Origin of the sequence: Kitasatospora sp. NPDC091276 (assembly GCF_040684355.1) — a bacterium.
Taxonomy (GTDB): Bacteria; Actinomycetota; Actinomycetes; order Streptomycetales; family Streptomycetaceae; genus Kitasatospora.
In genome coordinates, this window is the sequence record NZ_JBFBFU010000001.1 from 244968 (window position 1) to 259950 (window position 14983).

General features: G+C 73.6%; 15 protein-coding genes and 1 pseudogene. 13 read left to right on the forward strand and 3 right to left on the reverse strand.

The window, feature by feature from the left end:
• Positions 1 to 588 precede the first annotated feature (588 nt).
• Positions 589 to 1215, forward strand: a complete 627-nt coding sequence (locus AB0O19_RS01045; RefSeq protein ID WP_363617019.1) for a winged helix-turn-helix domain-containing protein — start codon at positions 589 to 591, stop codon at positions 1213 to 1215.
• Between the two features lie 81 nt (positions 1216 to 1296).
• Here the strand turns inward: AB0O19_RS01045 and AB0O19_RS01050 are convergent, their stop codons facing one another.
• Positions 1297 to 2079 carry an IclR family transcriptional regulator gene (locus tag AB0O19_RS01050; RefSeq protein ID WP_363616707.1) on the reverse strand — a complete coding sequence of 261 codons (783 nt, stop codon included), beginning with the start codon at positions 2077 to 2079 and terminating at the stop codon, positions 1297 to 1299.
• 485 nt (positions 2080 to 2564) lie between these two features.
• Here AB0O19_RS01050 and AB0O19_RS01055 point away from each other — a divergent pair, with 485 nt between their 5' ends.
• The 6 genes from AB0O19_RS01055 to AB0O19_RS01080 all read left to right on the forward strand — a co-directional run bounded on the left by AB0O19_RS01055 (position 2565) and on the right by AB0O19_RS01080 (position 8404).
• On the forward strand, positions 2565 to 3599 hold the full coding sequence (locus tag AB0O19_RS01055; protein ID WP_363616709.1) for an ABC transporter substrate-binding protein: 1035 nt from the start codon (positions 2565 to 2567) through the stop codon (positions 3597 to 3599).
• 112 nt (positions 3600 to 3711) lie between these two features.
• Positions 3712 to 4740 carry an NrtA/SsuA/CpmA family ABC transporter substrate-binding protein gene (locus AB0O19_RS01060; protein WP_363616711.1) on the forward strand — a complete coding sequence of 343 codons (1029 nt, stop codon included), beginning with the start codon at positions 3712 to 3714 and terminating at the stop codon, positions 4738 to 4740.
• Positions 4737 to 5603 (forward strand): ABC transporter permease, encoded by an 867-nt coding sequence (locus AB0O19_RS01065; RefSeq protein ID WP_363616713.1) that lies wholly within the window; start codon positions 4737 to 4739, stop codon positions 5601 to 5603. Before AB0O19_RS01060 ends, AB0O19_RS01065 begins: the two co-directional genes overlap by 4 nt.
• Positions 5600 to 6358: an ABC transporter ATP-binding protein gene (locus AB0O19_RS01070; protein WP_363616715.1), complete on the forward strand. Its 759-nt coding sequence runs from the start codon at positions 5600 to 5602 to the stop codon at positions 6356 to 6358. Before AB0O19_RS01065 ends, AB0O19_RS01070 begins: the two co-directional genes overlap by 4 nt.
• A 63-nt stretch (positions 6359 to 6421) precedes the next feature.
• Positions 6422 to 7327, forward strand: a complete 906-nt coding sequence (locus AB0O19_RS01075) for an ABC transporter substrate-binding protein (protein ID WP_363616717.1) — start codon at positions 6422 to 6424, stop codon at positions 7325 to 7327.
• Between the two features lie 3 nt (positions 7328 to 7330).
• Positions 7331 to 8404: an LLM class flavin-dependent oxidoreductase gene (locus AB0O19_RS01080; protein WP_363616719.1), complete on the forward strand. Its 1074-nt coding sequence runs from the start codon at positions 7331 to 7333 to the stop codon at positions 8402 to 8404.
• Positions 8405 to 8518: 114 nt separating this feature from the next.
• On the opposite strand, the gene AB0O19_RS01085 is transcribed toward AB0O19_RS01080, so the two are convergent.
• Positions 8519 to 9508, reverse strand: a complete 990-nt coding sequence (locus AB0O19_RS01085) for an aldo/keto reductase (RefSeq protein WP_363616721.1) — start codon at positions 9506 to 9508, stop codon at positions 8519 to 8521.
• 383 nt (positions 9509 to 9891) lie between these two features.
• On the opposite strand from AB0O19_RS01085, the gene AB0O19_RS01090 reads away from it, so the two are divergent.
• The 6 genes and pseudogenes from AB0O19_RS01090 to AB0O19_RS01115 all read left to right on the forward strand — a co-directional run bounded on the left by AB0O19_RS01090 (position 9892) and on the right by AB0O19_RS01115 (position 14637).
• Positions 9892 to 10911: an LLM class flavin-dependent oxidoreductase gene (locus AB0O19_RS01090; RefSeq protein WP_363616723.1), complete on the forward strand. Its 1020-nt coding sequence runs from the start codon at positions 9892 to 9894 to the stop codon at positions 10909 to 10911.
• Between the two features lie 239 nt (positions 10912 to 11150).
• Complete coding sequence (locus tag AB0O19_RS01095) at positions 11151 to 11717, forward strand: TetR/AcrR family transcriptional regulator (RefSeq protein WP_363616725.1); 567 nt, start codon at positions 11151 to 11153, stop codon at positions 11715 to 11717.
• A 126-nt stretch (positions 11718 to 11843) separates the two neighbouring features.
• Positions 11844 to 12488, forward strand: a complete 645-nt coding sequence (locus tag AB0O19_RS01100; protein ID WP_363616727.1) for a DUF4865 family protein — start codon at positions 11844 to 11846, stop codon at positions 12486 to 12488.
• Positions 12489 to 12505: 17 nt separating this feature from the next.
• A complete protein-coding gene (locus tag AB0O19_RS01105) occupies positions 12506 to 13060 on the forward strand; it encodes a carboxymuconolactone decarboxylase family protein (protein ID WP_363616729.1) in 555 nt (184 codons plus the stop codon).
• Positions 13057 to 14031: a phosphotriesterase gene (locus AB0O19_RS01110; protein WP_363616731.1), complete on the forward strand. Its 975-nt coding sequence runs from the start codon at positions 13057 to 13059 to the stop codon at positions 14029 to 14031. Before AB0O19_RS01105 ends, AB0O19_RS01110 begins: the two co-directional genes overlap by 4 nt.
• 95 nt (positions 14032 to 14126) lie before the next feature.
• Positions 14127 to 14637, forward strand: a pseudogene (locus tag AB0O19_RS01115) (GNAT family N-acetyltransferase).
• Positions 14638 to 14666: 29 nt separating this feature from the next.
• On the opposite strand, the gene AB0O19_RS01120 reads toward AB0O19_RS01115, so the two are convergent.
• The gene (locus tag AB0O19_RS01120) at positions 14667 to 14915 is read right to left on the reverse strand and encodes a hypothetical protein (RefSeq protein WP_363616733.1); all 249 of its coding nucleotides are present in this window, start codon (positions 14913 to 14915) and stop codon (positions 14667 to 14669) included.
• Between the last annotated feature and the right edge of the window lie 68 nt (positions 14916 to 14983).

Consider the following 14983-nt stretch of genomic DNA (forward strand, 5'->3'; position numbering starts at 1 on the left):
AGGCCGTAGCGGACCCGCCCCATCCGGTGTGCCCGCGACCGCCGATCCGGACCCGCCTCGCGGAGAGACCACCAGTGAACATCGCCTGCACCAGCCCAGCCCCCGGCATCGCCGGCCGTCCCCGTTCGACCGGGGCGGCCTCCGCGCTGTGCGACGGTGGACCGGCCAGGCGGTGGAACGGGCGTGCGAACCGCGCCGGGGACAGCCACCAGGGTCGCCTCGACCTTGAGCCGTTCTGGCCGTCCCGGCAGCCGCACCTGTTCGATCAGACGTGTCCGGGCTCGCCCAGCGCGTCCCGGCCCTCCGCAGGCTGATTCCGGATCAGCCCGGCAGTACGCCCGGTCGACGCGCAGACGACTCCACCCCGTCCGTCACGCGCGAAATGAGCGGCACACCATGTCTTCTTCATCCACGGCCACCCTGCCCCTGCCTTCCGCGACCCCGCACCTGCGCGCGGTCCGCTCCGTCCCCGGCGTCGTCCCGGCCGGGTCCGGCCTCTCCGGCGCGCCGGGTTCCTCCGCCTCCCCGCTGTCGCACGGCTCGCCGGCCGCCGAGCGATGGCCCGGGGGAGCGGTCCGGTCCTCCCACGTGGCCCCGTCCCGTCCGGCGGGCGCGGGCGCCGCACCCCAGCCGGGCGCGGTCCTCCCGGCCGCGCCGGCTGCCCTGCTCGCCGCGCTGCCCGAGGGCGCGACCGTCGTCGCGGCCCTGCCGCAGGGCGCGCTGCCGCAGGGTCTGCTCGCCCAGTACGGCACGCAGTTCGGCGCCGGTACCGGGAACCCGATGGTCGGGTACCTGGTGCTCGTGCCGGCTGACAGTCCGGTGGCGGCGGTGCCCGGCGCGTCCCTCGGCGGGCCCTCGGCTGCGCAGCACGTCGGTGCGCCCGTCAGTGTGCCCGCACAGGCCGGTGTCCGTCCGGTCCGTCCGGCCGGGCGCGGCATCGCCGTCGACGCCGAGCGGCGCAACGCCTACGTCGACGGGCGGCTGCTCGACCTCACCTACCTGGAGTTCGAGCTGCTCGCCCACCTCACCGAGCACCCGCAGCGGGTGCACACCCGGGACCACCTGGTCTCGGCGGTCTGGGGTTACGGCCACGTCGGCGACGGCCGCACGGTCGACGTGCACGTCGCCCGGCTGCGCCGCAAGCTCGGACCGGGCTACCGCGACACGATCGTGACGGTCCGTCGGGTCGGCTACAAGTACACCCCGGCCGGCTGATCGGCCACTGAACCTCCTGCCGCGGCGGGTTGCCCGTGACCTCGTGGAACGGGCAGCCCGCTGAGGCATTGTGACGTGACGTCAGGCACGCTGGTCGGGCGGCAGCAGCAGGACGGCGAGCGCGTCGGCGCAGGTGCGGGCGTGGCCCAGGAACCAGTCCAGGCGGTCGTCGGTCAGGTGCGCCGGGGTCGAGCGGACGGCCAGCGCGAACCGGGCCTGCCCGGTGCCGTCCAGGACGGGCGCGGCCACCGTCCGCACCCCGGCGGCCGACTCGCCGTCGTTGAGCGCGTACCCGGAGCTCCGGACCTTCGCCAACTCCTCGTCGAGCAGCGCCGGTTCGGTGATCGTCCGGTCGGTGAACGACGGCAGCGGGCCGAGCGCCGACACCGCCGGCTCGCCCGGGCGCGGCCAGGCCAGCAGCACCTTGCCGAGCGCCGTGGAGTGCAGCGGCCGGCGCAGCCCGAGGCCGGTGTCCGGGCGGACGGAGGCCCCCACCAGGATGACCGCGTGCGGACCGCTGCGGATCGCGAGGTCCGCGGTCGCACCGGTGCGTCGGGACAGCCTGTCCAACTCGGGTGCGGCCAGGTGCAGTCCGCGCTGGTGGAAGGTGAGCTGGCCGAGTTCGGCGACCGCCGGGCCGAGCCGGTAGCGCGCGGTCTGCTCGTCCTGCTCCAGGAAGCCGGCGCTGACCAGCGTCCGGGCCAGCCGGTGCGCGGTGGAGACCGAGAGGTCCATCCGGCGGGCCAGGTCGGAGGCGCTCAGGTCGGGGCCGTTGTCGTGGAAGCAGTGCAGCAGCCCCAGCGCACGCTGGACGGCCTGCGCACCGGCCGGCGGGCCCTGGACGGCGGTGGCGGCCTCGGCCATGGCACCTCGCGTTTCGGTTCGGGAATCCGGCTGGATCGCCGGGAGGAGTCTCAGCGTAGGGCAGCGAGTGCTGCGGGATTGTGTCGACGACGTTGCAATGGAATGGCGTTGATGAACAAGTGATCCCACCATGTGGCAAAACCTTGCCTCCGGCTCGATCGTCGTGGAACGCTCCTCACATCGCGCCGGACGCCCGCCGCCCGGCGCACCACCCGCAACCCCGACCCGCAGGAAGGAGCGACGCCGTGACGATCCACCGGTGCCCCGCCTCCTGCGCGTGTTGTCGCTGACGCTTCCCTCGCGCCGCACCGTCCGGCGTTCCCCGCCTCGCGCGACTCACGGCCTCGCCCGACCCGCCCGCCTCGCCCGACTCGCCATCTCGCGCAACTCCCCGACGTCGTGGGCTCCGTGACCCTCGCGGCGTGCCCAGACCCGTAGCCTTCCGGCGCCCGCCGAACCCGCCCCTCCGCAGAGGACCACACCCCGTGCCCAGCCTTTCCCCCAGCCTTTCCCCCAGTGCCCCCGACACCCTCTGGTTCACCCGCTGTCCGGTGCCCACCGCCACCGGGATCGCCGCCGACCAGGGTTGGCTCGCCCGCGAGTTCGCAGCCGACGGGATCGCCGTCCGCTCGCTCCAGGACGCCCCGCCGGAGGTGGCCGCGGACCACCACTACACCCACGCGCTCACCGGACTGTTCCGCGAGGGCGGCAACGTCCCGGCGCTGTGGGCCCGTTCGCGCGGCGAGCGGACCCGGCTGGTCGGCCTCACCTGGATCGAGGAGCGCCAGGTGGTCCTGGTCCGGGCCGGCAGCGGCATCACCGGCCCCGGCGACCTGCGCGGGTTGCGGCTGGCGGTCCCACATCATGACATCGGCATCGACTTCTGGCGGGCGATGGCCCTGGCCGGCTTCCGTGGCGCCCTCGGCCTCGCCGGGCTCACGCTGGACGACGCCGAGCTGGTCGACGTCCCGGGCCTGCCCGCCGGCGGGCAGTGGGCCGGCGAGCTGGCCGCGCTGCGGGACGGGGTGGTGGACGCCGTGTACGTGAAGGGGGCGCTCGCCGTCGAGGCGGCCCGCCGGGTCGGGGCGGAGGTGGCCGTGGAGCTGGACGCGGTGCCGGACCGCCGGGCCCGGGTCAACAACGGGACGCCCCGGCCGGTCACCGTCCACCAGCAACTGCTGGACGAGCAGCCGGAGCTGGTCGCCCGCTTCCTCGCCGTTCTGCTGGAGGCCGCCGACTGGGCGGCCGAGCACCCGGCGGAGGTGGTGCGGATCCTGCGGGCCGAGACCGGCGCGGGCGCCGAGGGCGTGGCCGGGGCGTACGCGCCGGGCAGCCACCGCACCCTGCACCTGGACCTCTCGGCGGAGCGCCTGGAGCTGCTGGCGCAGCAGGAACGTTTCCTCGGGGAACGGGGATTCCTCGCCTCCCCGGTCGACATCCCCGGCTGGGCCGACCCGGAACCACTGCGCGCCGCCCACGAGCTGCTGCGCGAACGCCGCCGCGCCGCGGTGGGCGGCTGAGCGCCGTCGGCCGCCGGCTGACAGATCACAACTAACAGATTTCAGCAGACAGATTTCAGATAACAGATTTCGAAAGTTGTCACTTGTCAGCTGTCCTTCGCTTGGAGACCCCGTGAAGACCCCCCGCCTCGCCCTCGCCGCCACCGCGCTGCTCGCCTCCACCGCACTGGCCGCCTGCGGCTCGTCCGCCGACGGGGCCAAGGCCTCCGCCGACGGCGGGGCCGGTGGAAAGGCCGACGTGGTGCTCCGCCTGCCCGACCCCGGAAACAACGGGTTCCTCGCCCGCGGCAAGAAGGACGGCTCGCTGGACAAGGCTCTGGCCGCCGTCCACGCCAAGGTCGCCTGGACCGGCAGCGCGGGCCCGTTCGCCCCGGCCGCACAGGCCCTGTCCGCCGACCAACTGGACGTCGCCCAGGGCTCGATCACCTCGGCCGTCGCCGCGCTCGCCCAGAAGCCAGGCTTCAAGCTGTTCGCCCAGACCGCGCCCGACGGCGTCGGCGAAGGGATCCTGGTGAAGAACGACTCGCCCATCAAGTCCGTCCAGGACCTGGTCGGCCGCAAGGTCGCCGTCTCCCAGGGCGGCACCAGTGAGTACCTGCTGCTCAAGGCGCTGGAGAAGAACGGCGTCCCGGCCGACAAGGTCGAACGGGTCTACCTGCGCGCCGACCAGACGGCAGGTGTCTTCAACTCCGGCCAGGTGGACGCCTGGGCGACCTGGAACACCTTCTCCACGCCCACCATCGCCAACGCCGGGGCGCACTTCCTGGCCAACGGCAAGGAGGTCGGCTCCGACAACTACGCCGTCTGGGCCGTCCGCAACGGCTTCGCCGACAAGCACCCCGAGGTGGTCAAGACCTTCTACACCTACCTGCGCGAGAACGGCCTCAAGGAGAAGGCGGACCCGGCCGCCTACCTCAACGTCTTCACCGACTCCGGCCCGACCGCTGTCACCCCCGCCGAGAAGGACATCGCGGTGAACGTCAGCGGGCAGGGCGCCGCCGCGGAGGCCATCTCCGACGCCGACACCGCCCGCTTCGGCACCGTCGCCCGGTTCTTCGCCGACCAGAAGGTCACCAAGCAACTCGTGGACGTCAAGCCGTACCTGATCGACATCAACAAGCTCGGGGACGGTGCCAAGTGACCACCGCCGCCCCCGAACGCGCCACCGACGAGACCCGAACCGCCCTCGACTCCGGACTCGTCACCCCGCACACCAGGCGGCAGCGACCCCGCCCGCGCGCCCTGGCCGTGATCCTGCGCACCCTGGGCCCGCTCGCCCTGCTCGGCGGCTGGGCGCTCGCCTCCGCCACCGGCGCCCTCACCCAGGACGTCCTCGCCTCACCCGCCCAGGTCGCCGAAGCCGTCGGCGAGTTGTGGGGCAACGGCCAGCTCGCCGATGCCCTCGGGGTCTCCCTCACCCGGGCCGGCCTCGGCCTGTTCTTCGGCGCGACCACCGGTCTGGTGCTCGGCGTGGTCACCGGCTTCACCCGGCTCGGCGAGGAACTGCTCGACTCCGCGATCCAGGTGCTGCGCACCGTCCCGTTCCTGGCGCTGGTCCCGCTGTTCATGGTGTGGTTCGGCATCACCGAGACCGCGAAGGTCGCCCTGATCGGCGTCGCCACCAGCTTCCCGATGTACGTGTCCGCCTCCGGCGGCGTCCGCAACACCGACCGCAAGCTGGTCGAGGCGATGCGAAGCTTCGGGCTCGGCCGCTGGGCCATCGTGCGCACCGTCGTCCTGCCCGGCGCGCTGCCCGCCCTGCTGTCCGGCCTGCGGCTGTCGATGACGCTCAGCGTGATCGCCCTGATCGCCGCCGAGGAGATCAACTCCACCGAGGGGATCGGATACTTGATGGCCCAGGCACAGAACTACTCGCGCACCGACATCCTCGCCGTCTGCATCCTGATCTACGGGTTGCTCGGCCTCACCGCCGACGCGGTCGTCCGGGTCCTGGAACGCCTCCTGATGCCGTGGCGCCAGGCCGTCCAGGGGGCAGCCCGATGAGCACCGCTACCTCCGCTACCTCCGAGACCTCCGCGCCTGCGACTGCCGCGCCCGCGACCGCCGCTCCGGCCGTCCACCTGCGGGGCCTGCGGCGGGTGTTCGGCACCCGGGCCGTCCTCGACGGCGTCGACCTCTCCATCGCCCGGGGCGAGTTCGTCGCGCTGCTGGGCGCCAGCGGCACCGGCAAGACCACCCTGCTGCGCATCCTCGGCGCGCTCGACCGGGCCGACGAGGGCACCGTACTCGTCCCGCCGGTGCGTACGGTGGTCTTCCAGGAGCCCCGACTCGTGCCGTCCAAGCGGGTGTTGGCCAACGTCACGGTCGGCCTGCCACGCGGCGCCGCCACGCGGGAGACCGGACTCAAGGCGCTCGCCGAGGTCGGCCTGGACAAGCACGCCGACGCCTGGCCGGCCACCCTCTCGGGCGGCGAGGCGCAGCGCGTCGCCCTCGCCAGGGCCCTCGTCCGTGAACCCCAACTGCTGCTGCTCGACGAGCCGTTCGCCGCACTGGACGCGCTCACCCGACTGCGCATGCAGGACCTGGTCGGTGACCTCGTCCGCCGCCACCGCCCCGCCGTGCTGCTGGTCACCCACGACGTGGAGGAGGCCGTCCGGCTCGCCGACCGCGTCGCCGTCCTGCGCGACGGCCTGCTCGTGCGCGACGAGCCGGTCGCCGTCGACCACCCCCGCGACCCCGCAGACCCGGCCTTCGCCGACCTGCGCCGCCGACTGCTGGCCGACCTCGGCGTCCACTGACCCGTAATCGGCCCCACCGAACCGTCCTCGATAACGCCAGCCCGCACCACCGGAGTTGAACAGATGACCGTGACCCTCGGCGTCCACGCCAGCAACCCCTCGCTCTACTACCTCGCCCGACTGCCCTACCTGGACGAGGAACTGGCCCCGCTCGGCGAGACCGGCGCCTTCCACCACTACGCCGACGGCACCCGCACCGGTGCGCTGCTCGCCGACGGCACCATCGACTTCGGCGGGACGGGCTCGACCCCGCCGGTCACCGCCCAGGCGGCCGGCCACGACCTGGTGTACGCGGCGGTCTCCGCACCCCGGCCCGACCACGGCGCTCTGCTGGTGCTGGACGGCGGCCCGGTCCAGGCGGTGGCGGACCTCAAGGGCGGCACCGTCGTGCTGGGCATCGGATCCTGGCAGACCCATCTGCTCGCCAAGGCCCTGCACGCGCAGGGACTTTCGTATGCCGAGGACGTCACCCCGGTGCGCCCGGCGGCCGGCGAGGACCAGGCCCAGCGGCTGCGCGACGGCGAGATCGCGGGGTGGATCGCCCAGGGCGCCGAACTGGCCGCCGCCCGCCGGAGCGGGGGCTTCCGGGAGCTGGTCCGCACCGGCGACGTCATCACCGACCGCTCGGTGTTCTTCACCCGCCGGGACTTCGCGGCCGAGCGCCCCGAGGTGGTCGCCGCGATCGCCGCCGCGCTGCGCCGGGCCGACGCCTGGGTGGCCGCCCACCCGGCCGAGGCGGCTGCGATCGCGGCGGAGCAACTGGGCGGCTCGGCCGTCGACTGGCAGGCGGCGCTGGCCGCACTGCCGTGGCAACTGGAGCCCGCCACCGCCGGGTTCATCGCCGAGCAGCAGGAGGCCGCGGACATCTTCCACGGGGTCGGGTTCATCGACCGGGCACTGACCGTCTCCGACGCCCATCTGCCCGAGCTGGAGGCCCCGGTGGCCGCCGCGCTCGCCAAGGCGGCCTGAACCATGGCCTCCGAAGTCCTCTGGTACATCATCCCGCGCGAGGGCCACTACCCGTGGGAGCCGGCCGGACGCCGCCCGGTGGATCTCCGCTACCTGCAGCAACTGGCGGGAAGCGTCGAGCGGTTGGGCTACACCGGCGCCCTGCTCGCGACCGACCTCTACGACGTGTGGACGCTCGGCAGCGCGCTCGCGGCCGCCACCACCCCGGCGTTCAAGCCGCTGCTGGCCGTCCACCCGGGGCTGGTCTCGCCCACCCTGCTGGCCAAGATGGCGCTCAGCTTCGACCGGATGCACGGCGGCCGACTGCGGTTCAACGTGGTCAACGGCTCGACCGCGCAACTGCGCGAGTACGGACTGGACGTCGAGCACGACGACCGCTACCGGCTCAGCGCCGAGTACTGGTCGATCGTCAAGCGCCTGACGGCCGGCGAAGTCTTCGACCACAAGGGCGAGTTCTACGATCTGAAGAACGCGGGCGCGAGCCTGAGGGAGCTGGCGCCGGTCCAGCCCGGCGGCATCCCGCTCTGGTTCGGCGGCAGTTCGGCGGCCGGCATCGAGATGGCGGCCGAGCACGTGGACGTCTACCTGACCTGGGGCGAGCCGCCGCACCTGCTCAAGGAGAAGCTGGACCTGGTCCGGGCGCGGGCCGCCGCCCACGGCCGGACCCTGCGGATCGGGCTGCGGCTGCACCTGATCGTCCGCGACACCGAGGATGAGGCCTGGGCGGCCGCCGACCGCCTGCTCGACGTCACCAGCGAGGCCACGTACGCCCGTCAACTGGGCGGCGCCAAGGGGGAGGACGGGGTCGGCTGGCAGCGGCAGTTCCGCCAGCACGGCGGCAAGGTGCCCGCACGGGCCCGGGAGTTGGAGGCCTACCCGAACCTCTGGCCGGGAATGAGCCTGTTCCGCCCCGGCCCCGGTACGGCGGTGGTCGGCTCGACTGCTCAGGTGGTCGAGCGGTTGCAGGAGTTCGAGTCGTTGGGCGTCGACACCTTCATCCTCTCCGGCAACCCCCTGCTGGAGGAGGCCCACCGGGTTGCAGAAACGGTACTGCCCGCCTTGGGCATCCGCCGCTGACAGCTGACAGCTGACAGCTGACAGTCGACAACTGACAGCTGACAGATGATGAAATCTGTCAGCTGTCAGTTGTTCGCCCGTTCCGCCGGCAAGCCCCGCCCGCCCCCTCCCCGCTCAGAGGCTGAGTCGGTCGATCTCCGCCAGCTCCTCCGCGGTCAGCGGACCGCCCGCGAGCGCGTCGATGTTCTGGTCCAGCTGGGCGACGCTGCTCGCCCCGATGATCACCGAGACCACCCGCGGGTCCCGCAGGACCCAGCACAGCGCGAGCTGCGCCAGCGTCTGCCCGCGCCGCTCGGCGACCTTGTTGAGTGCCCGCAGCTGCTCCAGCTTCGGCCCGCTGAGCGCCTCCTCGGTCAGGAACCGCCCGACCGACATCCGCGAACCGGCCGGCACCTCACCCGACAGGTAGCGATCCGTCAGCAGGCCCTGGGCGAGCGGCGAGTAGGCGATGAGGCTGGTCCGGGTCTCGCCCACCGCGTCCAGCACGCCCTCCTCCACGTACCGGTTGAGGATCGAGTACGCCGACTGGTTCAGCAGCACCGGCGTGCCCAGCTCGCGCAGGATCGCCACCGCCTCCCGGTGCTGCTCCGCCGGGTAGTTGGAGATCGACGCGTACAGAGCCTTGCCCGAGCGCACCGCGCTGTCCAGCGCGCCCATCGTCTCCTCGAGCGGGGTGTCCGGGTCGTAGCGGTGGGAGTAGAAGACGTCGACGTAGTCCAGCCCCATCCGGCCCAGCGACTGGTCCAGGCTGGCCAGCAGGTACTTGCGGCTGCCGCCGTTGCCGTACGGGCCGGGCCACATGTCCCAGCCGGCCTTGCTGGCGATGAACAGCTCGTCGCGGTACGGGCGGAAGTCCTGGGCGAACAGGTAGCCGAAGTTGCGCTCGGCGCTGCCGTACGGCGGACCGTAGTTGTTCGCGAGGTCGAAGTGGGTGATCCCCCGGTCGAAGGCGCGGCGCAGTACCGCCCGCTGGACCTCCAGCGGCTGGGCGTCACCGAAGTTGTGCCAGAGGCCGAGGGAGACGGCCGGCAGCTGAACGCCGCTGCGTCCGGCCTTGCGGTAGGTCATCGAGGCATAGCGGTCATCCGCGGCGAGGTAGCTCATGCCGGACATCTTGCCAGTCGCCGCGGGCGGATCAAGCCCTTGCCCCGTTTCTGACCGGTGCTTATGCTCGCGGAGGATCGTACGCGTGCGAGGCGAAGGGGGAGTCGCGATGACCGTCCAGGCTGTGACCGCACCCGCGACCCCAACCGCGACCGCACCCGTGACCGCCGCGCCCCGCTGTTGTCGTCGCCGCCGCCGCACCTCGCGCTGACGCCGCCCCAGAGCCGCTCCGCCGCGATCCCCTCCCGGTGCCGCCCGCGTGAGCGCAGCCCGTACCGGGGCGTTCCGCGCGGGCCGCCGCCACCCCTCCTCGGCAGCCCTGCCCGCGCCTCGGGTCAGGGCGTCGCGCCGAGGCCCCATCGAGCGCCCCCAAGGAGACCGCCGTGCGGTTCACCGTCTCGTCCCTCGTCGCCAACGGACCCGATCCCGTGACCGGCGTCCAGCGCACCCCGCAGGAGAAGCTGTGGAACGTCATCGACCAGGCGGTCGTGGCCGAGCAACTCGGTTACGACGGCTACGGCGTGGGGGAGCGGCACGGTGAACCGTTCCTCTCCCCGGCGCCGCCGGTGTTGCTCAGCGCGATAGCGGCCCGCACCTCCACCATCCGGCTGTTCACCACGGTGACGGTGCTGAGCATCCTGGATCCGGTCCGGGTCGCCGAGGACTACGCCCTGCTCGACCAGCTCTCCGGAGGCAGGGTCGAGTTGATCATCGGCAAGGGCAACGACCCGCGGCACTTCGACCTGTTCGGCCTGCCCGAGGAGCGCCAGTGGGACGCGCTCGCCGAGAACTACGACCTGTTGCGCCGGCTCTGGCGCGAGGAGACGGTGACCTGGGAGGGCTCGACCCGCCCGCCGCTCAAGGACGCGGCCGTCGCGCCGCGCCCGTTGCAGGACCCGATCCCGGTGTGGCACGGCAGCGCGACCAGCACCCAGTCCACCGACCTGGCCGCCCGCTACGGTGATCCGCTCTTCTCCGCCAACTCCTTCCACCCGCTGGCCAAGTACCGCTCCCTGGTGGAGCACTACCGCGAGCGCTGGGCGCACTACGGGCGCGACCCGAGGGAGGCCAGGGTGGGCGCGAGCTTCGGCGGGCTGTACGTCGCCAAGCGCTCGCAGGACGCGGTAGAGGGTTTCCGTCCGTACTGGGACGCGATGTTCGGTTCGGCGGCCGGCCGGCACAACAAGTCGCCGTTCACCTCGCTGGAGGACGCGCTGGAGCACGGTTCGGCCCTGGTCGGAAGCCCGCAGCAGGTGATCGAGAAGATCCACCGCTATCACGAGGCCTTCGGCAACGAGGTGGTCGGGATCGGAGTCGACGCTCTGACGGAAGGGGCGCAGCGGGAGCAGTTGGAGCTGTTCGCGGCGGAGGTAGCCCCGGTGGTCAGGCGCGAGCTTCCGTGAGCGCCCGCCCGACGTGACGCGCGCCACCGGCCGCGGTGGAGTGCCGCCGGTCGGGGAGGGGGAGACGAGCGGGCGAGGGGCCGTGGCCGCCGGGGGGCGGCGCACGGCCCTCAGTCGTCCCCGGCGCGGACCCGTCCGCCCGCCTCGTCCCCGGCGCGGACCGCGTCGGTCCGTCTCGCGTCCGCGTCGGGCCGGGCAATCCCTGGCTTCTGTACCTACTGGTATGTACAGTGGTTCGCATGACCACCCAGGACCGCCTCATCGAGAGCACCCAGGCACTCCTCTGGGAGCGCGGCTACGTCGGCACCAGCCCCAAGGCCATCCAGCAGCACGCCGGAGTCGGCCAGGGCAGCATGTACCACCACTTCGCCGGCAAGCCCGACCTCGCCGCCGCCGCACTCCGCCGCAGTGCCGAGCAGCTGCGGGGAGTCGCCGCCGCCGACCTGTCCGCCCCCGGCAGCGCGTACGACCGCATCGCCGCCTACCTGCGCCGCGACCGCGACGTGCTGCGCGGCTGCCGGATCGGCCGGATGGCCCAGGACCCGGACGTCATCGCCGACCCCGAACTGCGCGCCCCCGTCGAGGAGACCTTCGACTGGCTGCGCGCCCGGATCGCCGAGTTGGTGGCCGAGGGCCAGGCGGCGGGCGAGCTCGCCCCCGGTGTCGACCCGGCCGACACCGCCGCTGCCGTGGTCGCCGTCGTCCAGGGCGGCTACGTTCTGGCCCGCGCGGCCGGCCGGGCCGAGCCCTTTGATCAGGCCGTACGCGGCGCCCTCGGCCTGCTCGCCGCCCAACGCGCCGCCTGACCCGCGCCGCGCACGGCTGAGCGGCCGCGTGACCGACTGACCGAGTGACCGTGTGACCGCGTGACCGAGCGCGTGACCGCGTGGCCGAGCGACGCCCGCTCGACGATCCGACCGAGGAGACCCGCCGTGCACGCCATGCAGTACGAGATCACCCTCCCCGCCGACTACGACCTGGGGATCATCCGCAAGCGCGTCGCCGACAAGGGCCATCTGCTCGATGCACACCCGGGCCTCGGGCTCAAGGCGTACCTGGTCCGTGAGCGGGGCCGCGACGGGTCGCCCGTCAACCAGTACGCGCCGTTCTACCTCTGGCGCACCGTCGAGGGCATGAACAGCTTCCTCTGGGGACCGGGCTTCCGCGGCCTGAGCGCCGACTTCGGCCGCCCGGTCGTCCGTCACTGGCTCGGCGCCGGTCTGGCCCACGGCGCCGTGCCGGACGCTCCGGCGACTTCGACTTCGACTTCGACTTCGACCTCGATCGTGACCACGACCACGACCACGACCACGACCACGACCACGGCTACCCGCCACACCGTCAGGCTCCCCGAGTCCGACGATCCCGCCGAGGCGGTCGAACGGGCCCTCGCCGAGTTCCCCGCGCACCCCGCTCTGCACACCGCCGCCGTCGCGGTGGACCCGAGCCGCTGGGAGCTGGTCCGCTTCGCCCTCTGGCACGGCCCGGCCCCGGACGACGTGCCGGGCAGCCGCTACCAGGTGCTGCACCTGTCCCGTCCCGAACTCGACCGGCTGCCTGGCGGCCGGCACTGGTGAAAGGTTTCGCCACTCCCATGACCAGCCCCACGCCCGCCTCCGCGACCGCCCCCGTCACCCCCGCGACCGCCCCCGCCGTCCCGGCCCCCGCCCCGATGACACCGGCCGACCTGACCCCCGCGCCGCTCGACCGCGAAGCCGGCTACGCCCTGCTCGCCGACCTCGCCGGCCCGGTCGCCGCCGCGACCCTCGGCGGCCTGGACGGGCTCGCACCCGGTTTCCCCGACTGGATCGTCACCAGTCTCTTCGGCGGCACCTACCAGCGCCCCGGTCTCGCCCTGCGCGACCGGCAGGTGGCCAACCTGGCCGCGCTCACCGCCCTCGGCGGCGTGGAGCCGCAGCTCGCCGACCACGTCCGCAACAGTCTGCGGATTGGCCTGACCAGGGAGGAGATCACCGAGGTCATCGTCCACCTCGCCCCCTACGTCGGCGTCCCCAAGGCTTTGGCCGGTCTGCGGGTCGCCACCGCCACCTTCGCCGAGGTATCCCCGACCGAGGTATCCCCGACCGAGACGTCCCCGACCCCCGCGACCCCGACCCCCGCATCCCCGACCGAGGCGGACCGGGCATGACCCCCGCGATCCGTACCGTCCTCGGTGACCTCGACCCCGCGGAACTCGGTGCCACCGACTCCCACGACCACCTCTTCATCCGTAGCCCCCTGCTCCCCGGCGAGGAACTGGACGACCCGGCCGCCGCCGAGGGTGTCCTGCGCGCCTTCGCGGCGGCCGGCGGACGGTCGTTCGTCCAGTGGACCCCGTACGGCATGGGTCGCGGAGCGGACTCCCTCGCGAAGCTCTCCCGTGCGACCGGAGTCCACGTCGTCGCCGCCACCGGCCTGCACCAGGCGGCCCACTACGACCCGGACACCCTCCCTGCCGTGTACGACGGGCTGGCCGAGCGCTTCACCGCCGAACTCACCACCGGGCTGACGGCCGAACCGGCCACCGAGCTGCCTGGACCGCCCGTAGCCGCCGAGGCCCCCGAAGCACCCGCGTCGCCCGAGGCCGTCCGGGCGGGCCTGATCAAGATCGCCTGCGACCCCGGGGCCACCACGGCGCACACCCGCCGGGTGATGGCCGCGGCCGCCGACGCGCACCACGCCACCGGTGCCCCGATCGCCGTCCACCTCGAACCCCGAGCCGACCCGCACCTCGTCCTGAACCGGCTGCACGTTCGACACGGCGTCCCGCCCCACCGGATCATCCTCGGTCACCTCACCCGGCTGCCGGATGTGCGGGTGCACCGCGAACTCGCTGCGGAAGGCGTCTACTTCGCGCTGGACAGCCCCTCCCGGGCCGGCCACCCGGCCGACCACCAGGCCTTCGACGTCATCGCCGACCTCGTCGAGGCCGGCCACGCCTCCCGACTCCTCCTCGGCGCCGACACCACCACCCGCACCGCCCGTCGGGCCGACGGCCCGACCGCACTGCTCAACGACCTCGCCCCACGGCTCGCCCGCACCTTCGGCCCCGAACTGCCCGGCCTCCTCCTCACCGCCAACCCGGCCGCCGCCTTCGCCACCGAGTGGCGCACGCCCTGAGCCGTCCCCGCTCGGCCCGCCCCGGTCTCGACCGGCCGCAGGCCGAACCCGGGTCCTCGGTGAAGGCCCGCCGCCCACGCCCTACCGTGACGGCCATGGTGACCCTGCGCATCCTCACGACCGACGACTGGCCGCTCTGGCGCGACCTGCGCCTCGCCGCCCTCTCCGACGCGCCGCACGCCTTCAAGGCCCGCCTGGCGGACTGGCACCACGGCGGCGAGGAACGGTGGCGCGCCCGGTTGCACCTTCCGGGCGCCCACCACGTCGCGGCGCTGCTGGACGGTCCGGACGGTCCGGACGCCACGCCCCGTCGGCCTCGCTGACGGTCTCCCCGGAGCCGGCGGCGTACGGGAGTTGCGCTCGGTGTGGGTCGGACCGAAGGCACGCGGCAGGGGCGTCGCCGACCGCCTGCTGGAGGAGGTCGAGCGCTGGGCCCGCGCATCCGGCGGCAGCACGCTGCGCCTCGCGGTGCTCCCAGGCAACGAACCCGCGATCACGCTCTACCGCCGGCACGGCTTCACCGCGCTCACCGAGCCCGGCGGGCCCGGCGGGCCGCTCGCCGGCGGGGTCTCCCGGGAGCTCGTGATGGCGAAGCCGCTGCGCTGACGGTTGCAGCTGACGGCCGGACGGACCGGTCACCCGCCGATCCACCCCGCCACCCGCTCGACGGCCGCGAACGCGCCGAAGGCGAGCAGCTGCCACCCGGCACCGACCCGGCCGAGGTCATCAAGAACCTCGCCGCGCCGCTGTACTTCCGGGTCCTGATCACGGCCGAGCGGGTGGACGGCGACACCGCCGACCGGGCCGCCGCCGTTCTCGCCGCGGCCCGCAACGGCGGCCTCGGCTGACCCGGGCGGCCCTTCGTGAGCCCGGCCCGCCGCCACGAGCCCGGCCCCGCCGTCCGCGACGCGACGGCGAGGCCCGTGTCACCGGGGGGGGGAGTGACCGGGGC